General features: G+C 71.3%; 17 protein-coding genes and 1 pseudogene. 10 read left to right on the forward strand and 8 right to left on the reverse strand.

Going from position 1 to position 20,732, the window contains the following annotated elements:
* Window positions 1-226 (forward strand): annotated as a pseudogene (locus AB0367_RS24720) (hypothetical protein); the annotation flags it as partial.
* Here AB0367_RS24720 and AB0367_RS24725 read toward each other — a convergent pair.
* The 3 genes from AB0367_RS24725 to AB0367_RS24735 all read right to left on the reverse strand — a co-directional run bounded on the left by AB0367_RS24725 (window position 213) and on the right by AB0367_RS24735 (window position 3,889).
* A complete protein-coding gene (locus AB0367_RS24725; RefSeq protein ID WP_366228780.1) occupies window positions 213-620 on the reverse strand; it encodes a hypothetical protein in 408 nt (135 codons plus the stop codon). The pseudogene AB0367_RS24720 and the gene AB0367_RS24725 overlap by 14 nt on opposite strands.
* 14 nt (window positions 621-634) lie before the next feature.
* Window positions 635-1,531, reverse strand: a complete 897-nt coding sequence (locus AB0367_RS24730; protein ID WP_366228781.1) for an AAA family ATPase — start codon at window positions 1,529-1,531, stop codon at window positions 635-637.
* A 135-nt stretch (window positions 1,532-1,666) separates the two neighbouring features.
* Window positions 1,667-3,889, reverse strand: coding sequence for a UvrD-helicase domain-containing protein (locus AB0367_RS24735; protein ID WP_366228782.1), 2,223 nt, complete (start codon window positions 3,887-3,889; stop codon window positions 1,667-1,669).
* A gap of 152 nt (window positions 3,890-4,041) precedes the next feature.
* Here AB0367_RS24735 and AB0367_RS24740 point away from each other — a divergent pair, with 152 nt between their 5' ends.
* From AB0367_RS24740 to fabF, 6 genes are all read left to right on the forward strand, one after another.
* On the forward strand, window positions 4,042-5,037 hold the full coding sequence (locus tag AB0367_RS24740; protein WP_366228783.1) for a cellulase family glycosylhydrolase: 996 nt from the start codon (window positions 4,042-4,044) through the stop codon (window positions 5,035-5,037).
* A 221-nt stretch (window positions 5,038-5,258) separates the two neighbouring features.
* Window positions 5,259-6,479, forward strand: coding sequence for a helix-turn-helix domain-containing protein (locus AB0367_RS24745; protein WP_366228900.1), 1,221 nt, complete (start codon window positions 5,259-5,261; stop codon window positions 6,477-6,479).
* Window positions 6,480-6,703: 224 nt separating this feature from the next.
* The gene (locus AB0367_RS24750; protein WP_366228784.1) at window positions 6,704-7,864 is read left to right on the forward strand and encodes an acyltransferase domain-containing protein; all 1,161 of its coding nucleotides are present in this window, start codon (window positions 6,704-6,706) and stop codon (window positions 7,862-7,864) included.
* On the forward strand, window positions 7,861-8,814 hold the full coding sequence (locus AB0367_RS24755; RefSeq protein WP_366228785.1) for a beta-ketoacyl-ACP synthase III: 954 nt from the start codon (window positions 7,861-7,863) through the stop codon (window positions 8,812-8,814). The genes AB0367_RS24750 and AB0367_RS24755 overlap by 4 nt, the downstream gene beginning before the upstream one ends.
* A gap of 52 nt (window positions 8,815-8,866) precedes the next feature.
* On the forward strand, window positions 8,867-9,112 hold the full coding sequence (locus AB0367_RS24760) for an acyl carrier protein (RefSeq protein WP_350546927.1): 246 nt from the start codon (window positions 8,867-8,869) through the stop codon (window positions 9,110-9,112).
* Window positions 9,113-9,203: 91 nt separating this feature from the next.
* Window positions 9,204-10,421, forward strand: coding sequence for a beta-ketoacyl-ACP synthase II (fabF, locus tag AB0367_RS24765; RefSeq protein ID WP_366228786.1), 1,218 nt, complete (start codon window positions 9,204-9,206; stop codon window positions 10,419-10,421).
* A 67-nt stretch (window positions 10,422-10,488) separates the two neighbouring features.
* Here fabF and glnII read toward each other — a convergent pair whose 3' ends face one another.
* The 4 genes from glnII to AB0367_RS24785 all read right to left on the reverse strand — a co-directional run bounded on the left by glnII (window position 10,489) and on the right by AB0367_RS24785 (window position 14,831).
* Window positions 10,489-11,502, reverse strand: a complete 1,014-nt coding sequence (glnII, locus tag AB0367_RS24770; RefSeq protein ID WP_366228787.1) for a glutamine synthetase — start codon at window positions 11,500-11,502, stop codon at window positions 10,489-10,491.
* 613 nt (window positions 11,503-12,115) lie between these two features.
* Complete coding sequence (locus AB0367_RS24775; protein WP_366228788.1) at window positions 12,116-13,435, reverse strand: TIGR04013 family B12-binding domain/radical SAM domain-containing protein; 1,320 nt, start codon at window positions 13,433-13,435, stop codon at window positions 12,116-12,118.
* 53 nt (window positions 13,436-13,488) lie between these two features.
* Complete coding sequence (locus AB0367_RS24780; protein ID WP_366228789.1) at window positions 13,489-14,016, reverse strand: hypothetical protein; 528 nt, start codon at window positions 14,014-14,016, stop codon at window positions 13,489-13,491.
* A gap of 149 nt (window positions 14,017-14,165) precedes the next feature.
* Window positions 14,166-14,831 (reverse strand): hypothetical protein, encoded by a 666-nt coding sequence (locus AB0367_RS24785; RefSeq protein ID WP_366228790.1) that lies wholly within the window; start codon window positions 14,829-14,831, stop codon window positions 14,166-14,168.
* Between the two features lie 168 nt (window positions 14,832-14,999).
* Here AB0367_RS24785 and AB0367_RS24790 point away from each other — a divergent pair, with 168 nt between their 5' ends.
* From AB0367_RS24790 to AB0367_RS24800, 3 genes are all read left to right on the forward strand, one after another.
* Entirely contained in the window at window positions 15,000-16,187 is a 1,188-nt protein-coding gene (locus AB0367_RS24790) for a HupE/UreJ family protein (protein ID WP_366228792.1), read from the forward strand.
* A gap of 132 nt (window positions 16,188-16,319) precedes the next feature.
* Window positions 16,320-18,248 carry a fibronectin type III domain-containing protein gene (locus AB0367_RS24795; RefSeq protein ID WP_366228793.1) on the forward strand — a complete coding sequence of 643 codons (1,929 nt, stop codon included), beginning with the start codon at window positions 16,320-16,322 and terminating at the stop codon, window positions 18,246-18,248.
* 109 nt (window positions 18,249-18,357) lie between these two features.
* The gene (locus AB0367_RS24800; protein WP_366228794.1) at window positions 18,358-19,389 is read left to right on the forward strand and encodes a DUF916 domain-containing protein; all 1,032 of its coding nucleotides are present in this window, start codon (window positions 18,358-18,360) and stop codon (window positions 19,387-19,389) included.
* Window positions 19,390-19,411: 22 nt separating this feature from the next.
* On the opposite strand, the gene AB0367_RS24805 is transcribed toward AB0367_RS24800, so the two are convergent.
* Window positions 19,412-20,686, reverse strand: coding sequence for a cellulase family glycosylhydrolase (locus AB0367_RS24805; protein ID WP_366228795.1), 1,275 nt, complete (start codon window positions 20,684-20,686; stop codon window positions 19,412-19,414).
* Window positions 20,687-20,732: the final 46 nt, after the last annotated feature.

Raw genomic sequence — 20,732 nt, forward strand, 5'->3', positions numbered from 1 at the left:
GCCCGACAGCTACGACCTGCGGCGCATACCGGTGCGCGACCCGGCACCGATCTACCCGATGTCACTGATCTGGCGCGAGGACAACCCGCATCCCGGGCTCCGCGAACTTCGCGACCACCTCAGCTCCAGACGAGTGGACACACCCGGCGAGAAGGTGTGGATGCCGAACTGGGCGATCGGCGGCCCGGGCAGGTCAACGCTCGCCGGGCGCGCTACCGGGCGCTGAGCGCGAGGCTGTCCAGGCGGCGGCCGGTGGTGGCGTCGACGATGGCCGTGATCACGGCGGCCTTGGTCGCCTTGGCCGGGGCGGCCACGCTCAGCGCCTTGGCCAGCTCGCGGAGCTGGGCGACCGTCAGTTTGAGGTCGTTGAGGTACTGCGCGGCGGCCTGCCGGGTGCCGAGCCCGGCCAGCATCGCCTCGATCTCGCTCGCCGGGCGGGACGGCGCGGCGGGTGCGGCCTTCGCCGGGCGGGCCGGGTTTGCTGAGCGGCCGCCCTTGGGCACCAGCTCCAGCTTCGCGGCGCCGGAGGCCAGGTCGGCCAGCTGGTCGGCGGGGAGGGTCTTCACGAACGCGGCCACGCGCAGGAGCACCTCGTGGGCGAGGTCGGCCGGGTCGGTCATCGGGGGCTTCTCCCTCAGGTTCGCGTGCGTGCCAGGAACTCGCTGGTGAGCTGCTGCAACTCGTATCGTAGGTTCTCGATCGCGGCGCTGCCCGGCGGTGCCAGCACCGCTGGCACGGAGCGGTTGCCGGCCTCGGTGACCGCGCTCTTATTGTCGCGGATCGTCTGGTCGAACACCGGCATCTCGATGCGCGTGGTCTCCTCGATCGAGCTGCGCTGGCTGGCCAGAGGGCCCGACGGGGTGTACTGCACCATCGTGTAGACCACGCCGGTGATCTCCGGGTTGATCGGGTGCTCGGCCACCGAGTTGTAGTCCTCCACCAGCTGCGACAGCCGGTTGCGCAGCAGGTCGATGCCCAGGGTGGACAGGTAGTCGGGGCGGGCGGGGACGATCACGTGGTCACTCGCGACCAGGGCGGTGCGGGTCACCAGGTTGAAGTTCGGCGGGCAGTCGATCAGCACCACGTCGTAGGCGTTGAACGGCTGCTCGGTCAGGGCGTCGGCGAGCAGGCGGTACACCTGCAGGTATCGCGGGCTGCTGCGCTGGAACCGGGCGCCGCCGAGGCCCGCGGCCAGATCGAGGTCGGCGTCGACCAGGCCCAGGTGCGAGGCGATCAGGTGCAGGTGGCCGCCCAGCGGCTGCACGACCGCATTGACCGTGTGCGGGGCCAGCACGTACCGGAACAGCGGCTCCGGGGTGCGGGTGACGACGAACGCCTCGAACCAGGACCGGATCGTCGGCTGCTCGGTGAAGTCGGCCGGCCGGTAGAACGAGTACGTGAGGCTGGCCTGCGGGTCCAGGTCGATGAGCAGCACCTTGCGGCCGCGGGCGGCGAGCTCTGCACCGAGGTTCGCGGTCACGGTGGTCTTGCCGACGCCGCCCTTGTAGTTGATCACGGAGACGACGCTCATCGGTGCAGCATGACATTCATCCCGGCCACTTGTCGCCGGGACTCTCCCCGTTATGGTGAATTTCTTCCTGTCATGTCTACTGGAGGGGCGTTCAGACGCCGCCGCACGGCCCGCGCTGTGAACGGATGTCACCGCCTAAGCGCGGTGGTGGCGGCCCTTCGGGCGCTCGCGGCCGGAGCGCTCGTCCAGCAGGGCCGCGGTGCGCTGCAGGACCTCGTCCCACATGGACGGCGGGGCGCCGCCGGTGATCATCGCGGTCATGTCCTCGGCCAGACGGTCGAGCAGGGACAGCTCGACCGTCGGGTCCGGGTCGGGCTCGACGATCGTGCGCTGGCGCGGGATGCGGTCCGTCACGTCGCCCGGTGACTCCAGCGGGAGCGTGTCGCCGCTGCTGACGATGTCGAGGTACCGGATGGTGCGGGTCAGCGCGACGAACAGCAACCGGTGCCCGCGCGGGTCCTCGGCGACGATCTCCTCGGGCTCGACCACGATCACCGCGTCGAACTCGAGGCCCTTCGCCTCCTGCGGCGAGACCAGGTTGAGGGCGCGGTCCAGCTCACCCTGATCGGCGCGGCCCCACGGCAGGTCGTTGGCGTGCAGGGCGAACTCGAGCTCGGCCCGGCACACGGCGGGGCAGACGATGCCGACGAAGCGGTGCGCCTCCAGATGGTCGCGGGCGATCTGAGCGGCCCGGCCGGCCCGCTCTCCGGGCTCGACGACGTGGATGCCGGGGCCGGCGGGGCCGTCACGCACGACCCGGATCGGCTCGACGCCGGGGGCGGCGATCGGCAGCAGCCTGGCGGCGAGCTCGTACACCTGCCGGGGCACCCGGTAGCCGAACCGCAGCCGCTCCACGACCCGCGGGAGCGTCTGCGGCAGGTGGTCGGTGACCTCCTCCCAGCGGTCGCGGGCCCACGCGCCGGTGGACTGGGCCAGGTCGCCGACGACGGTGAGGGAACCGTTGGCCGAGCGGCGGGCGATGGCGCGCAGCTGCATCGGCGAGAGGTCCTGGGCCTCGTCGACGACGATGTGGCGGTATCGCCCGGGGGTCCCGTTGAGCAGGTCGTCGACCTCGTCGAGCAGCGGCCCGTCGGCGTCGCTCCAGACCTGCTCGGAGAGGCGGTCGGCGCCCCGGCGGTACAGCAGCGCCACCTCCTCGTCGGTGAGCTCGCCGGCGGCCGCGGCGGCTAGCCGGGCCCGCGAGCCGAACAGGCCGCGCAGGAACGCCGCGGCGCTCTGCAGCGGCCACAGCCGCTCGAGGAGGTGCTCCACCGGGGGGAGCCGCTCGGCGTCGATCGGTCCGCCGCGCTCGCGCACCAGCTCGGCGAGGCGGGCGCGCAGCCGCTGGCGGCGCAGCGCGTAGGGGCCGCCGGCCTGCCGGGCGCCGGCCACCTCGGCGGCGACCTCGGGGCCGGTCAGGGTGAGGAAGCGGCCGTCGAAGAGCATCCGCTCGGCGGCCTCGGGCGCGCCGATGCGGGCCTCGAGCGCGCGGGCGAGCAGCCCCGCCATCCGGGCCTCGCCCTTGAGCCGGCGGGTGGCCTGGTCCTCCTGCCGGCCGCGCTGCACCGGCGGGCCGAGCGCGTCGATGTCGACCTGCTCGACGTCGGCGTCGCCGAGACTCGGCAGCACGGTGCGGATGTAGCGGGTGAACGCCGGGTGCGGCCCGACGACGAGCACGTCGCGGGGGCGCAGCCGCTCGCTGTGGTTGAACAGCAACCACGACACCCGGTGCAGGGCGACCGCGGTCTTGCCGGTGCCGGGACCGCCCTCGATGATCAGCAGCTGCTCGAGCGGAGCGCGGATGAGCCGGTGCTGGGCGGCCTGGATGGTGGCGACGATGTCGCGCATGGCGCCGGTGCGCTCGCGGTCGAGCTCGCCGAGCAGGGCCGCGTCGGGGCCGTCGAGGGCCTCGATCGCCTCGGCGAGCCGCTCGAAGAGCAGGTCCTCGAAGTCGACGATCCGGTTGCCGTCGCAGCTGTACGTGCGCTTGCGGGTCAGGCCACGCGGGTCCTCGGCCGAGGCCTGGTAATACAGCTCGCCGATCGGGGTCTTCCAGTTGACGACGAGGACCTGGCGCTGGTCGTCGAGGATCGTCTCGCGGCCGATGTAGTAGCGCTCATCGCCGGCCTGGTTGACGGCCTTGTCGACCCTGTCGACGCGGCCGAACGCGACCTCCTGCTCCGGCGGGGCGAGGGACTCGCGGCGGCCGCGGCGAAACCCCGACAGCCAGCGGCCGGTCCCGGCGTTGGTGGCGACGTCAGGGTTCTCACCCAGCTCGGCGCGAAGTCGCTCGCGGTGCTTGCGGGCGAGGTCGAAGTATTCCTGCTCGGCGGCGATCGCGGCTGCCTTGGACTCCACGGCTCTCCCTTTTCGCACGCTGCGTGGGGCCAACGCTACCTTGCGCCAGGAAGGGTGGTCGATCCCCTCAGGGCCGAATCACCCTCGGACGACGGGTGAATGGCAAGAGCGTGGGTAGCGCCTCACCCGTGGTCAGGCGGGTGGTCGTCAGAATGGCGTTTCCCGTGCTCCTGCTGTCGTTGCTCGGTGCGGCGTACGTCACCCCGGCACGGGCGGGCGGCACCGACGGCATCCAGGTGTCGGGCGGCCGGCTGGTCGAGGCGGGCGGGGAGCCCCTGGTGCTGCGGGGCGTCAACCACGGGTACGCGTTCGGCCACGGTCCGGCGTCGGTCTTCGACGACATCCAGGCCAGCGGGGCCAACGCGGTGCGGGTGGCGCTGTCCAGCGGGCGCGAGTGGCCGGCGACCCGGCCGGCCGAGGTGGCCTCGATCGTGGCGCGGTGCAAGGCGGCCCGGCTGATCTGTGTGCTCGACGTGCACGACACCATGGGATACGGCACCCAGCCCGGCGCCGCGACCATCGCCCAGGCCGTCGACTACTGGCTCACCCTGGGTGACGTGCTGCGCCACCAGGAGGCGTACGTGGTGCTGAACATCGCCAACGAGCCGTCCGGGCACGCGGTCGACGCCGACTGGGTGGGCAACACGAAGGCGGCGATCGTCCGGCTGCGCGCGGCCGGGCTCCCGCACGCGCTCATGGTCGACGCGCCGAACTGGGGCAACGACGCGTTCCGGGTGATGCACGACCACGCGGCCGAGGTCTTCGCCGCCGACCCGGCCCGCAACGTGGTCTTCGACGTGCACATGTACGGTCCGTTCGACACCGCCGCCAAGGTCTCCGGCTATCTGGACACGTTCGTCGCGCAGCGGCTGCCGATCGTCGTCGGGGAGTTCTCGCAGATCCACGAGTACGGCGACCCGGACGAGGACGCCATCATGGCGTACTGCCAGGAGCACGGCCTCGGCTACCTCGGCTGGTCGTGGAGCGGCAACAGCCCGCAGTACTCCTACCTGGACGTGGTCTCCGGCTACCGCCCGGGCCGGCTGACGCGATGGGGCCGGCGGCTGATCGACGGCCCGAACGGCCTGCGCGAGACGTCGAAGCCGGCGAGCGTCTACGGCCGCCTCTGGCTCGCGGCAGCCCGATAAGCGCGAACCGCCGGCAAACACCGCAACGCGGACGCAGCAACCGCGCAGCGTGCTGCGGGAGTGGCCGCGGAGCGGGCATGGGGGGTTCCGGGGTGGGACCCCCCGGCAGCGTCCGCGCGGAGTGCGCGCCAGGCTAGGAACTGTGCGCGCGCCAGGCTAGGAGCAGTCCATGAAAAGCTGTAGGTGTGACAGCGGCGGACTTCGACCGGTTCCCGGAGCTCCTGGCGGGCGCCAAGGGCTCGGAGCCCTCTGCGGGCTCGCTGGAGGCGAGCGTGCGCTCGATCGAGCGGGCCGCCGGCGCCCTGGCCACGGCCAGCGTCGCCCGCATGGACGAGACGCTGCCCTGGTTCCGTGAGCTGCCGGCCGACCAGCGCGCCTGGGTCATGCTGGTCGCCCAGGCGGGCGTGCGCTCGCTGGTGGAGTGGCTGCGCAACCGCGAGAAGGACGGCCCGGCGCCGCCGGACAACTCCGACGAGTTCTTCGACGCCGCGCCGCGCGCGCTGGCCCGCTCGATCAACCTCGCCCAGACGGTACAGCTGATCCGGGTCACCATCGAGGTCGTCGAGGAGCAACTGCCGCACCTGGCCGCGCCCGGGCAGGAGAATGCCATGCGGTGGGCGGTGCTGTACTACAGCCGGGAGGTCGCCTTCGGCGCCGCGCGCGTCTACGCCCGGGCGGCCGAGACCCGCGGCACCTGGGACGCCCGCCTGCAGGCCCTGCTGGTCGACGCGCTGCTGCGCGGCGACTCCTCCGACGAGCTGGCCAGCCGGGCGGCGGCGCTGGGCTGGGCCGACGCCCCGCCGGTCGCGGTGGCGGTGGGCCGCTCGCCGGGTGGGGAGGCCGCGGCGGTGCTGCACACGGTGTACCGCGCGGCCCGGCGCATCGGCGTGGAGATCCTCGGCGGCGTGCACGGCGACCGCCTGGTGGTGGTCCTGGGCGGGGCGGCGGACCCGATGGCCGCCACCGAGCGGCTGCTGGTCGGCTTCGGCGACGGTCCGGTCGTGGTCGGGCCGGCGGTACCGTCGCTGGACGAGGCGACCGAGTCCGCCCGCGCGGCCCTGGCCGGCTACCGGGCCGCGCCCGCCTGGCTGGCCGCGCCACGCCCGGTCGCCGCCGCCGACCTGCTGCCCGAGCGGGCCCTCGCGGGCGACGCCGACGCGCGGCGGATCCTGCGGCACGAGGTCTACGGCGCGCTGGTGCGGGCCGGTGGGGAGCTGCTGGAGACGCTCGACGCGTTCTTCGCGGGCGGCGGGGTGCTGGAGAGCGCGGCCCGGGGGCTGTTCGTGCATCCGAACACGGTGCGGTACCGGCTGCGGCGCATCGGCGAAGTGACCGGATTCACGCCGCTGGTGCCGCGGGACGCGTTCGCGCTGCGGATCGCGCTCACGATCGGCAGGCTGGATCCGTTCGCGCCGTCCCCCGGGCCGATCCCCCCGCCCTGATTGCCATTTCCTGGCGCCTGCCCCTCATTTGTCCCTTATTCTGCTTGCGCCACCTTGGTGACCGGGATCGCATCGCAGGTGAACAACGGAGTGCAGTGGGTAACACTGCGGATCTGTTGGCGCGACACCACGCGATCTTTTGTAGGCTTCCTACAAACGAGGTGGTTCACTTTGGTGTGTAGCGCTACCCGCGCGACTCTTGGGGATCCGGAAAAGTCATAGCCGTGCTCGCTGTACTCGCTCCAGGCCAAGGCTCTCAGAAGCCTGGTTTCCTGACGCCGTGGCTCGCGCTGCCCGGTGCCGAGGCGCGTCTGCGCTGGTGGTCGGCCCTGTCCGGGGTTGATCTCGTGCACCTGGGCACGGAGGCCGACGCCGAGGAGATCAAGGACACCGCGAAGACCCAGCCGCTGCTCGTGGCGGCCGCGCTGCTGACCGCCGAGCAGCTGCCGATGCACGACGCCGCAGTCGTCACCGGCCACAGCGTCGGCGAGCTGGCCGCGTCGGCCCTCGCCGGCGTGCTCAGCGCCGAGGCCGCGGTCACCCTCGCCGGGGTGCGGGGCCGCGAGATGGCCGACGCCTGCGCGCTCGAGCCGACCGGCATGAGCGCCGTGCTCGGCGGCGACCCCGACGAGGTGCTCGCCGCGATCGACGGCGCGGGGCTCTACCCGGCCAACCGCAACGGCGCCGGCCAGCTCGTCGCCGCCGGGGCGCTGAGCGGCCTCGAGAAGCTCGCCGCCGCACCGCCGGCCCGGACCCGGATCATCACGCTGAAGGTGGCCGGGGCGTTCCACACGCCGTACATGGCCCCCGCCGAGCAGGCGCTGGGCCGGATCGCGGCCGGCATCACCGCCGGGAGGCCGAGCAAGATCGTGCTGTCCAACCTGGACGGCACCGCGGTCGACCACGGACCCACCTTGCTGCTGCGCCTGGTGCGCCAGGTCACCGCCCCGGTGCGCTGGGACCTGTGCATGCAGACCCTCGCCGACCTCGGCGTCACCGCGATCGTCGAGCTGGCCCCGGCCGGCACGCTGGCCGGGCTGGCCAAGCGGACGTTCAAGGGCGTCGAGATCGTCACGGTCAACACCCCGGACGACCTGCCCGCGGCGCGCGACGCGATCGCGCGTCACGGCGTCGCGCCCACCCATGAGCCGCACCCGGAGTTCAGCGTCGTGGTGGCCGGCACCGCCGGCAGGTTCACCCCCGCCGCGGACCTCGCCGAGGGCGCCGACATCAGCAGCGGCCAGGTCATCGGGGCCGTCGCGACCCGGCAAGGCCCGGTCGAGGTCGCCGCGCACCGCGCCGGCGTGCTCACCGAGTGGCTCGCCCACCACGATGACCCGGTCGCCCCGGGCCAGCCGCTTGCCCGCATTGGAGGCCAGCTATGACCCCGGCTGCAGGATCGAGGATCCTCGCGTTCGGCCACTATCAGCCGTCCCAGGTGGTCACCAATGACGACCTGTCCAAGGTCATCGAAACCAATGACGAGTGGATCCGTGACCGGGTCGGCATCGCCGAGCGGCGCGTCGCCGGCAGTGAGTCGGTGGCCGACATGTCGATCGCCGCAGCCGGCAAGGCGCTCGCGGCCTCCGGACTCACCGCGGCCGACATCGACATGGTCATCGTGGCCACGTGCAGCTCGATCGACCGGTGCCCCAACGTGGCCACCCGGGTCGCGGCCAGGCTCGGCATCAACGCCCCGGCCGCTTACGACCTCAACACCGCCTGCTCCGGCTTCTGCTACGCGCTGGCCGGCGCCGACCACGCGATCCGCGCCGGCGCGGCACGCAACGCGCTGGTGATCGGTGCCGAGAAGCTCTCCGACCTCCTTGACTGGACCGACCGCACCACCGCCGTGCTTTTCGGCGACGGCGCGGGCGCGGCCGTGGTGACCGCGGTCGCCGAGGGCGAGCGGCCCGGCGTCGGCCCGGTCGTGTGGGGCTCCGCCCCCGAGCGGGGCGACGTGCTCAAGATCGAGGGCTGGCGGCCGTACATCAAGCAGGAGGGCCAGGCGGTGTTCCGCTGGGCCACGACCGCCATCGCCCCCTACGCCCAGGCCGCCCTCGACCGGGCCGGCGTGCAGGGCAAGGACATCGCTGCGTTCGTTGCCCACCAGGCCAACACCCGTATCATCGACGGGATCGTCAAGCGCCTCGACCTGCCCAACGCGATAGTCCTCAAGGACCTCGTCGAGTCGGGCAACACGTCGGCGGCGAGCATCCCGCTGGCCCTGTCCAAGGCCATCGAGCGGCGCGAGGTTCCCTCCGGCGCTCCGGTGCTGCTCTTCGGCTTCGGCGGCGGCCTGACGTACGCGGGCCAAGTCATCCACTGCCCGTAGCGGTCTGTTCATCTTCATCGACGAGCGCGTCAACCCTAGGAAGGAAAGCTCTATGTCCACCCGTGAAGAGATCGCCGAAGGTCTCGCCGAGATTCTCGAAGAGGTCGCCGGAGTCAACCCCGCCGACGTCGCCGAGGAGAAGTCGTTCACCGACGACCTGGACGTCGACTCGCTGTCCATGGTCGAGGTCGTCGTGGCGGCCGAGGAGAAGTTCGGCGTGAAGATCCCGGATGACGAGGTGCCCAACCTCAAGACCGTCGGCGACGCCGTCTCGTACATCGAGAAGTCGCAGGCCTGAAATCCGCCGCCGGGGTCCTGGGCAGGGCGCGGTCACCCCGGGACCTTGCCCAGGGCCCCGTCGTTAGGTCCGCTGTAAGGAGAGTTGTGCAGTGAGTGTTGAGGTCGTCGTCACCGGCATCGGGGCCACCACCCCGCTCGGCCCGGATGCCCCGTCCACCTGGGACGCCATGCTCGCCGGCAAGTCGGGGGTGTCGCCGCTGCTGCAGGACTGGGCCGCGCAGCTCACCGTGCGGATCGCCGCGCAGCTCGCCGTCGAGCCCACCGAGCAGATCGACCGGGTGCAGGCCCGCCGGCTGGACCGCAGCGAGATGACCGCGATCCTCGCCGCCCGCGAGGCCTGGGCCGACGCCGGCTCGCCGGAGGTGGACAAGGACCGGCTCGCCGTCAGCGTGGGCACCGGCATCGGCGGTGCTCAGACCCTGCTCAACCAGGACGACATCCTGGAGGCCAGCGGACCGCGCAAGGTCTCACCGCACACCGTGCCGATGCTGATGCCCAACGGGCCCGCCGCCTGGGTCGGCCTGGAGCTGGGCGCGCGAGCCGGCGTGCACTGCGTCGCGAGCGCGTGCGCCACCGGCGCCGAGGCGATCGCGCACGGGCTCGACCTGATCCGGCTCGGCCGCGCCGACGTCGTCGTCGCCGGCGGCACCGAGGCCGTGATCCACCCGCTGCCCATCGCCGGCTTCGCCTCGATGCGCGCCATGTCGGTGCGCAACGACGATCCGGAGCGCGCCTCCCGCCCGTGGGACAAGGGCCGCGACGGCTTCGTCCTCGGTGAGGGCGCCGGTGTCATCGTCCTGGAGCGGGCCGAGCACGCCCGGGCCCGCGGCGCGCGCATCTACGCCCGCCTCGCCGGCGCCGGTCTCAGCTCCGACGGGTACGACATCGTCCAGCCGCACCCCGAGGGCGACGGCGCGGTGCGGGCCATCGCGTTCGCGCTGCGCGACGCGGACATCGCGAAGGCCGACGTGGTGCACGTCAACGCCCACGCCACCTCCACCCCGGTCGGCGACCTGGCCGAGATCAAGGCCCTGCACCGGGCGCTCGGCGACCACCCCGTGCTCACCTCGACCAAGTCGATGACCGGGCACCTGCTCGGCGCGGCCGGCGCGGTGGAGTCGATCGCGACGATCCTCGCCGTCTACCACGGCGTGGTGCCGCCGACCATCAACCTCGACGACCCGGACGACGAGCTCGACCTGGACGTGGCCGCGCACAAGGCGCGCCACCTCGACATCCCGGCGGCGCTGAACAACTCCTTCGGGTTCGGCGGGCACAACGCGGCGCTGGTCTTCGCCCGCGCCTGAACCACCGCACGACGCGCAGGGACCGCTTGGCCGGCCCCTGCGCGTACGACTCGTCGATGCGGGAACGTCAGGCCTTCGCCAGCGCCGAGCAGCAGGTGTTGATCAGCAGGCGGGTGACGACGTACGGGTCGCAGTTCGCGTTCGGCCGGCGGTCCTCGATGTAGCCCTTACCGTCGCGCTCGACCTGCCACGGGATGCGCACCGACGCGCCACGGTTGGACACGCCGTAGCTGTACTCGCTCCACGGGGCGGTCTCGTGCATGCCGGTCAGGCGGTGCTCGATGCCCGCGCCGTAACCCGCGATGTGCTCGGCGACCTTGCCGTCCTTGCCCAGCGAGTCACACGCCGTGATGATCGCGTCGTAGTTGTCACGCATCGCGTTCGTCGAGAAGTTGGTGTGCGCGCCCGCGCCGTTCCAGTCGCCCTTCACCGGCTTCGGGTCCAGCGTCGCCGACACGCCGTAGTCTTCGGCGATGCGGTAGAGCAGCCAGCGGGCCACCCACAGCTCGTCAGCCACCTGCGGCGCGGCGACCGGTCCGATCTGGAACTCCCACTGACCCGGCATGACCTCGGCGTTGATGCCGGACAGGTGCAGGCCGGCCTGCAGGCACAGGTCCATGTGCTTCTCGACGACGTCACGGCCGAACACCTCGTCCGCGCCGACACCGCAGTAGTAGCCGCCCTGCGGGGCCGGGTAGCCGCCCCCCACCGGGAAGCCGTACGGGCGGCCGTCCTTGAAGAACGTGTACTCCTGCTCGATGCCGAAGATCGCCTCCTGGTCGGCGAACTTCTCCGCCGCCTCGGCGCACGCGCGACGGGTGTTGGTCGGGTGCGGCGCGCCGCTGATCAGCTCGACCTCGCACATCACCAGCACGTTGTCGCCGCCGCGGATCGGGTCCGGACAGGAGAACACCGGACGTAGCACACAGTCGGACTTGTCGCCGGGCGCCTGGTTCGTGCTCGAGCCGTCGAAGCCCCAGATCGGAAGCTCCGCGCCGTCCTCGACGATCTTCGTCTTGGAACGCAGCTTCGCGGTCGGCTTGGTGCCGTCGACCCAGATGTATTCAGCCTTGAACGGCATGGTGTTTCGCTCCTCGTCGCAGAACTTGCTGGGTGGCCCGACGACCCTGGCGGCGCGAAGCATGTTACCGACCAATGAACTTCTCGAACGACTTCGCGCGATGAGAGTCAAACCACTCCCGCGTTTAACACAACCGAAACGTCATTCGGCTTGAATCTTTCCAACCCTTATCTTTGTGGTACGCCGTCAATGCAACCCCTCCCCGTCGCTTTTGCCCTGGGGCCGGCCACCCGCGTTCGATCCGCGGTACACGAGCTGTCGGTTACCCGGTCGTCGGGGATCGAACCTGCCCGCTTTGGCTTCGCGTCCCGCGCTTCAGGAGCTCCGCCGGACAGCCGGGGTGGGGCTCGTCAGGCAGTGATCCGCGGGCGACCCGCTCGGTGGGTCACGAGACCGCTCGCATCGAGGTCATAGGTCGTCGCGCTGCCTGCGGTGAATTGGTCGTCCGCCACGACCGTGTCCGTCTACGAACATCCACAAAGTAGCCGAGGAATGGCATTCTGGAGAGATCCTCGCGCAGATTCCCGCGAACCCATTGTTCCAGTGCGGCCGAATCGACTCCAAGTGTGGCGGTCACGCGGTCAGCGGCGACGCGAGTGTCCGGACCTTTCACCTACCCGTTTTCTGAAGCTGGACGGATCGGCAACAACGTCTTGCTTCGCCCAGGCCGCGGGTAGGCTTCCGCGGCGGCGGCGAGTCGTGCGGCGTGTTCGCGTTGGCGCTGCCAATGCCCGTATAGCGCACCCTGCTGGGACAGGCGGTCTACCGCGCGGATCGTCTCAGGGTCGACGTCGCCGGGTGGCGCGTCGCGCCATGGGGTGCCGGGCAGCGGCATGAAGGTGTGGGCGTGGATGCGGGCGCCGAGCTCAGCAAGCTCGCGGGCGAGGCTGAGGGAGGCGTTGACGTCGTCCTGGTCCTCGCCGGGCATGCCGAAGATCATGTCGACGTTGATCCGGAAGCCCTCCTCGACGCCGAGCCGGGCGGCGCGCTTGACCTCCTCGACGCCGTGGCCGCGCTTCGCCGCGTCGAGGACTCGGTCGGAGCCGGACTGGGCGCCGACGATGATGTTGTTGTTCGAGCAGTACTTCTTGACCAGCCGCAGCGCCTCGCGGCTGACGTGCTCGGGGCGGATCTCGCTGGGGAACGAGCCGAAGAAGACCCGTCCATTCGGGCCGATGCCCTCTTTGCACGTCGCGAGCAGTTCCTCGACGGCGGCCAGGTTCGGCGACTCGTCCTGGCTGCCGTACGACAGCGCCGTCGGCGTGATGAACCGGACGTCCCGCAGGCCGTGCTCGCGCATCTGGTCGACGTGCCAGCGGACGTTCTCCACGCTGCGGTGCCGGAACCGTGCCGAGAACATGAAGGGGGTTTGGCAGAACCTGCACGAGAACGCACATCCTCGGGTGATCTCGAGCGCGTTGAACCGGTGCCACCGCAGTGAGAACCCGCGGAACGTGTCGAGGGGGAGGCGCTCCGGCCGCCCGGTCTTGACCACCTGGCCGGCGGCGTCGCGGTACGCCAGGCCCGTCACGCCGGTCGGGTCGCCGCCGGCGTCGACCAGCTTGAGCAGCGTGGTCTCGCCCTCGCCGATGGCCGCGACGTCCCAGCCGGCGTCCAGCGTCTGTACCGGTTCCGCGGTGGCGTGCACGCCGCCCGCGATGTGGAGCGCGCCGGGCGCGGCGGCCTTGATGGTGGTCAGTTCGGCGGCGAGTGCCTCGGCGTCGGGGGAGTAAAACGACCAGAGCACCAGCACCCGCTTGGCGCGGTTCAGCCCCGCCTCGATCTCGGTGATCGTCGCCTCGGGCGTCTCGGCGAAGACCACCTCGTACGAGGTCGCGGTCTCGTGTTCTTCGAGAGCGCCGAGCAGCACGTGGAAGCCGTAGGTGACGGCCTTGCGGTAGCGCAGCACCAAGACAAGGTCGGGGTTACTCACAGCGACATCCTGCCAGTACTGGCAGTCGGGGGTCGCCGTGGCAGCCCGTCGGCTCAGGCGACTGCGGCCTTGACGTCGTCGAGCTTCACCGCTGCCGTCGTCTTGGACACGAACGGCGGTTCGCCCGCGAACACGAGCTGCCCGGCGCTGCCGACCGTGGCGATCCCAGCGACGTAGAGGTCAGCGGCCTTCACCGGCAAGCTTGCCGGCTTGGGCGCCGCGAAGATCGCGAACGTAGTGTTGTCGAGCTCGGCCGGGCTCTTGAGTTTCGAGTCGGCCTTTTGCACGTTCGCCATTTTCTCGTGGGTGTACGCGACGCGGCCACCCTTCTTGTCCGCCTTGTTCCACTTGCCGCTCATGTAGACGATCGTCAGCGTGCCGCCCGGCTTGACGTCGCCTTTGATGACGCTGTCAACGTTGAAGGAGACGGTCCCGTAGATCTCTGGCCCTTCCCCGGCGATGTTTCCTTCGCCCTCGGGATCGACCGGCACCTCGTAGGCGGACTCGTTCACCGCGACCACCTTGCCCGTCGCGATGATCGGCCGCTGGGTCACGAAGTCCTTGAGGCTGTCGAACGGCACGGATGACACCTGATACGGGGCGACCCCAACGGCATCGTCGGCGCTTGCCGGACCCGCACATCCACTCAGCAGCACTACGGCCGCCGCGGCAATCCATTCGCGCACAGTGGCCTGCCAAAATCGGTATTCGCTGTTGATGTGGTGGAAGCTCAGTCTAGCCAGACCACGATTCCGGTCCAGCCGGTGAGCACGGCGGCGGCGCCGGCGCGGATGGCGGCGGAGCAGCGCTCGGCGGTGAACGAGGCGGCGTCGTACGTCGAGGACATGCCCAGGCCCTCGCCGCGGAACGAGGCGCCGGACCAGTCGACCGCGGTCACGTTGTGCGTGGGCTCGGCCAGCTCCGCGCCCACGACGAGGAACTGCTGCGACAGGTGATTCGCGCTGACCACGGTGAGCGGGTCGATGAGGTCGTTGCCGGCGCTGACGACGAGGTCCGGGTGCATGTCCATGGCCCGGACGATGCCGGCGACGAGGTCGTTGTGGTCGGCGACCACGGTCCGCAGGTCGACGCGCTCGGCGGTGGCCCAGTCCCGCACCGCCGTCACGAGGGCCCTGGTCGGGGCGTCGTCGCCCGCGGTCAGCAGCACCACGCGGTAGCCCTTCGACGGGTGCACCCCGTCCCAGGAGCCGGGCCGGGGCGTGATGGTCGACTCCGGGGACGGCGAGGCGGACGGGTCGATGAACCCCGGGCCGAGCGCCCCGACGGCGGTGGGCGCGGGGCGTGGCCGGGACCAGTCGTCCCCGCTGGAGCCGCAGCCGGTCACGAGTGCGGTGGCCAAAGCGAGTACGGCGACGGCCCGAAGCGTGGGGCGCAAGGCGATCGTCCTCTCCGATCGTCGTGTCCAGGGTGACGGGATGCATCTTCCGGCCTGGGCCGGGCCCGGGGGTACCGCTGCGAGAAGTTGTTCTTGAGCGGTTCGTCGGCGGGGCGGCTCGCGTTCACTCACGGCGTGCAACGTGCTCTGGCCAACCGAAGGAGCAGCATGTCGCAACGCGTCCTCGTCACCACCGCCGCGATCGTCGCGGCGGTGATCGCCGTGCTGAGCCCCGGCCCGGCGTTCGCGCACGGATTTTCCTCCACGGTGTACGTCCACGTCACCGCCGGTGAGCAGGGCCACGTCCGGACGGCGCTGGAGCTCGAGTACGACCTCCTCGTCGTCTCCGCCGCGGACCTCGAGCGCGAGGATGCGCTGTTCCGGGCGGGCAACGCCGCCTTCGAGGCGCAGGACACCGCCGGGCAGGCCGCGGCGCTCAACGCCCACGCGGATGCGGCGGCGCGCTACGTCACCGGGCGCTTCGCGGTCACCGCGGGCGGCCGGGCCTGCACGCCGGCGCGGATGGGCGACTTCACCATGGGCCGGCGGGAGGACGTGCCGTACGCGAGCCTGCTGCTGGACTGGTCGTGTCCCGGCGGCGAAGCGCACGAGGTGCGCACCGGGCTGTTCGCCGACGCCGAGGGCTACGTCAAGGGCGTCAAGACGATCGTCACGTACGACATCGACGGCCGCTCGGGCAGCGCCGCGCTGGACGCGGGGCGCCCGTCGTTCTCGACCGGCCAGGCGTGGTACGAGCGGTTCTGGGAGTTCTTCAGCCTCGGCGCCGAGCACCTGGTGACCGGCATCGACCACGTCCTGTTCCTGCTCGCGCTGATCGCCGGATCGCGGCGGCTGCGCGAGATCGTGCTGGCGGCCACGAGCTTCACCCTGGCGCACTCGGTGACGTTCATGCTCGCCGCGCTGGGCCTGGTCGACGTGCCCGCGCGGATCGTGGAGCCGGTCATCGCGCTGTCGATCGCCGTGGTGGCCGGTTGGCACCTGTGGCGGATCCGGCGCCACGGCGGGCACGCGAGCGATCTGCGCGACGACGGGCTGGACCGGTCGGGGTGGATCCGTCTCGGCGTCGTGTTCTGCTTCGGGCTCGTGCACGGCCTCGGCTTCGCGGGCGCGCTGGGCATCGACGAGGCGTGGTCGTGGACCCTGCTGTGGTCCCTGCTGGTGTTCAACGTCGGCATCGAGGTCGTGCAGCTGGGGATCATCGCCGTCGCCTTCCCGCTGCTGATCGTGCTGCGCCGCCGCTCGCCGCGGGCCGGCCTGTGGGCGACGGGCGTGATCGCCGCGGGGGTGTCCGTCATGGGGCTGATCTGGTTCGTGCAGCGGCTGTTCGGGTTCTAAGTCCCGAAGGCGTGCAACTGGCCGCAAGATCGCGTTCATGCCGGCGTCATGGACCGGCGAAATGTTGATCTCGCCTCTATCCGTACCCCCTTCGGACAAGGGAAGAAATTGATGAAGTTAGGTACCCGTCGTGTGGCCGCAGGGGCCACCGCGGCGCTCGTGGGCCTGGCAGTGGCCCTCGGCAGTGGCGTGGGTTCCCCCGCCGCCGCCGAGGACCCGGCCGCGCTCACGGGCATCATCCTCGGCGTCGGCGCCAACGAGGCCCAGCGCATCGTGACCTGGTACTCCTCGGCCGACACCGCGCAGAAGGTCCAGCTCGCCCCGACCGCGTCGCTCGTCAATGGCGAGTTCCCGGCGTCGGCGGCCACCTTCGCGGCCGTCGGCGGGGCGAACATCGCCACCAGCGGCGGTTACAACCGTCACACGACGCTCACCGGCCTGCTGGAGCACACCGCGTACTCCTACCGGGTCGGTACCGAGGGCAACTGGTCGCCGACCTATGCCTTCAAGACGCAGGACTACGAGGGCGACTACGACTTCCTGTTCTACGGCGACCCGCAGATCGGCTCGTCCGGCGACGTGGCCAAGGACCAGGCCGGCTGGAAGGAAACCCTCGACGTCTCGCTCGCGGCCAACCCGAACGCCGAGCTGTTGGTGTCGGGTGGTGACCAGGTCGAGACGGCCAACACCGAGGCCCAGTGGACCGCGTTCCTCGCCCCCGACAAGCTGCGCCAGTACCCGTGGGCGGCGACGATCGGCAACCACGACGTCGGCGGCAAGGCCTACGAGCAGCACCTGTTCACCCCCAACACCGACCGTTCGGCCCCGCTGTACGCCAACGGGAACCCGGCGTCGAACACGTCGGGCGGTAACTACTGGTTCATCTACAAGGATGTGCTGTTCATCGACCTGAACAGCAACAGCTACGCCACGTCCCAGGGTGGCGGCGGTGACGCGGCGCACGTCGCGTACGTCACCGACGTCATCAACCAGCACGGCGCCGAGGCCAAGTGGAAGGTGCTCGTCTTCCACCACGCGATCTACTCGCCGGCCTCCCACGCCAAGGACGGGGACGCCAAGGTGCGTCGGGTCGACTTCGCGAACGCCTTCTCCAACCTCGGCGTCGACCTCGTCCTGCAGGGCCACGACCACAGCTACTCCCGCAGCTACGAGATCAAGAACGGCGCGAAGGCGAACCCGGCCGAGCAGCCCGGGGCCGCCGACGTGTACCCCGGCCCGGGCGGCGTCATCTACGTGACGGCGAACTCGGCTTCGGGCTCGAAGTACTACGACATCACCGCGCCGGACAAGAGCGGCACGAGCGGCGCCGGCAACGGTGCCGACCCGCTCAACCCGGGCAGCTACTGGTACAACTCGGCCCAGAACCAGGAGCACGTCCGCTCCTACGTGAAGGTCCAGGTCCGCAACGACCGGCTCGTCGTGGAGAACGTCCGCAGCGGCACTTGCGCGGCGCCGAACGCGGCGGTCGAGCGCGGCCTCAGCTGCAGCAACACCCCGGCGGGCCAGCCGGTCGGCTCGATCACCGACAAGGTGACGGTGCACCCGTACAACGCCGACGGCCAGCAGCTGCAGGTCAACGTGCCCAATGCCGCCCCCGGTGAGTTCGGCTGGACGATCGACGGCTACAACGGCCTGGTGAACCTGGGCACCGCCCAGGAGCACAACGGCGACTACTTCGACGCGACCGGCAACCTGAACCCGATCACCGTGTCGGACAGCCGCCGCTCGCTGGCCCCGTGGTCGATCTCGGCCAGCGTGAGCGACTTCCGGGATGCCGGCAAGACGTTCTCGGGCGCCTACCTCGGCTGGGTGCCGCGGGTGCTCAACCCCGGCGCCGGCGCGAAGGCCAGCTCGCCGGTCCTGTCCGCGTACGACGACCAGGGCCAGGGCCTGTCCGTCTCGCGCGGGCTCGGCTGGGCCGACCAGGGTCACCCGCGGGGCAACGCCCAGCTGGGGGCCGAGCTCGACCTGAAGATCCCGGCCAGCGTCGAGAAGGGCAACTACCGCGCCACGCTCACGATCACCGCGCTGAGCAGCTGACCGGATCCGTTCCACCCGGCGGGCAGGGCCTTCGGGCCCTCCCCGCCGGTGTTCCATGTCCCCTCGAAGTGTCCCCTCGAAGTCCGCCCCACCCCCCCGAGGACCCCAGATGCAGCACCGGAAGAACATCGTCCGCACCGCCGTCGTGGCGCTGCTCGCCGCCTTCGCCGTCGCCGGCCCGGGCGCCGGACCCTCGCTGGCCGCGGACGGTGATGTGGCCTGGACCGTACGGACGGCCTCGAACAGCTACGGCGCCGACCGGTCGAGTTTCAGCTACGCCGTCAACCCCGGCGGCGAGGTCAAGGACGCCATGGTCGTCGCCAACCGCGGCAAGGCCCCGGTCAACCTCACGGTGTACGCCAGCGACGGCTATACGACCGAGACGGGCCAGCTCGACCTGCTCACCAAGGACAAGAAGTCCGTCGGTATCGGCGCCTGGCTGCACGCCGATGGCGGCACCGTCGCGCTGGAGCCCGGGCAGAGCGCCGAGATCCCCTTCACGGTCAGCGTCGCGGGCAACGCCACGCCCGGCGACTACGCCGGCGGCATCGTCACCTCCCTGACCCAGCCCGACACGACGCAGGGCATCAACGTGGAGCGGCGCCTCGGCATCCGGGTCAAGCTGCGGGTGGGCGGCGACCTCAAGCCGGGCCTCGCGATCGAGGACCTGAGCGTGTCGTACGACGGTGACGCGGTCGTCAGCTACACGATCCGCAACACCGGCAATGCCATCCTCTCGGCCGACCAGGTGGTGTCGATCGCGGGCCCGTTCGGCTGGGCGCGCACCGACGCGGGCAAGATCGCGGCGCCGCCGGATCTGCTGCCCGGGGAGACGTGGAAGGTGACCACGACGGTCAAGGGCGTGGCCCGCACGGGCCGGCTCACCGTGACCGCGACGCTCACGCCCCGGCTCGCCGACGCGTCCGGCTCCATCACCTCGCTCCCGGCGGTCCGGGCCGAGGCGCACGCCTGGGCCGTGCCGTGGACGTGGCTGCTGGTCGCCGTCGCGGTGATCGCGCTCGCCGTCGGCGCCTTCCTGCTGCTGCGCCGCGCCCGTTCCCGGGGCAAGCAGCGCGAGGAGGCCCGGGTGCGGGAGGCCGTGGACAAGGCGCTGCGCGAGGAGAAGGCCAAGACGAGCTGAGCCCGCGAGGAGCGAGTGCGGGTCAGGCCGGCGGGGTGACCGCGTAGACCGGCGCCGAGCGTGGTGAGCGGGTGCCCAGCAGGCCGCGGGCGTAGACCGCGAACGTGTACTCCGTCGAGCCCGTCAGCCCGCGCAGCGTCACGTCGGCGTGGGAGGTCGTCAGCATGGGGGACTCCGACGCGCCGCTGAGCGCCACGACCGAATATGTCGTACCGCTGGAGCCGCGCTTCCACGTCAGCCGCACGCTGTTCGAGGTCACGTCGGCGACCCTCAGCCGCACCGGGGTGCCCCGCGGTGCGGTGGGGGCCTCCGCCGTGCCGTTGCGGAAGAGCGTCGCCTCCCGGGTGCCCGTCGCGATGCCGTTGGGGCCGGTCAGGAACCGCTTGCCCCAGGCCGTACGGCTGGCCGGGTCGAAGTCCTGGACCAGGTCGAGATAGCTGTACGCCTTCTCGTTGCCGCTCCACGACCAGCCGAGGTAGCCCAGGTCGTGCCCCTCCGCGTAGGCCATGATGGCGTCCTCGTCGGGGTCGCCCCACTCGTGCTCGCCGGAGAACTCGCCGATGATGAGCGGCAGCTTGCGCCGGGTGAACGAGGTCAGATACGAGTTGACCTTCGCGGCGTTGTCGAACTCGCCGTACATGTGGATGTCGAACACCGTGTTGCCGGTCGGGTCGGCGGCGCGGACCCTCTCGGCGTTGTCGCGCATCACGAACGCCTCGTCCTGGCCCCACCCGGGCCCGTCGACCATGAGCGTGTGCCGGAAGCCGGCCGCGCGCAGCGCCCGGATGGCGTCGCTGGTCTGCGCTACCCACGGCCAGTCCCCGCCCACGCCGAACGGTTCGTTGGCGATGTTGATGATGATGTGGTCCTCCTGCCCGGCCAGCTCGGGGCGCACCGACTTCCAGAACCGCACCGCCTCGGCGATGGTGGTCGCCTTCTTGTCCTGGCCCCAGCCGGTGGTGTCGTGCGCGTCGAGGATGCAGACCAGCCGCTGCCGGCGGCACAGCGTGACGATCGTGCGGATCTCCTCCGGCTTGGTCCGCCGGAACTGGTGGCCCATGCCCAGCGGTACCCGCACCGAGTTGGCGCCCGCCGCCTTGATCGCGGCGAACGAGGCGTTCTTGTCGGGGTACCAGATGAAGTCGTGGTTGACCCCGTGCAGCACCAGGTCGCTGCCGTTGGCCTCGACGAGCCGGCCGTCGCGGACGCGGAGGCCGTCCGAGGGCTCGGCCGCGCCGGCGGGGGCGGGCTCGGGCAGCAGGATCGCGGCCGCGGCGAGCAGGGCAAGGGCCAGCACGCTCCTCATGGCAGCGGCGGCTACCCGGGGCCGGGCGGGTGTACCG

Source organism: Dactylosporangium sp. NPDC051484 (genome assembly GCF_040689395.1).
In the GTDB taxonomy this organism is placed as follows: domain Bacteria; phylum Actinomycetota; class Actinomycetes; order Mycobacteriales; family Micromonosporaceae; genus Dactylosporangium.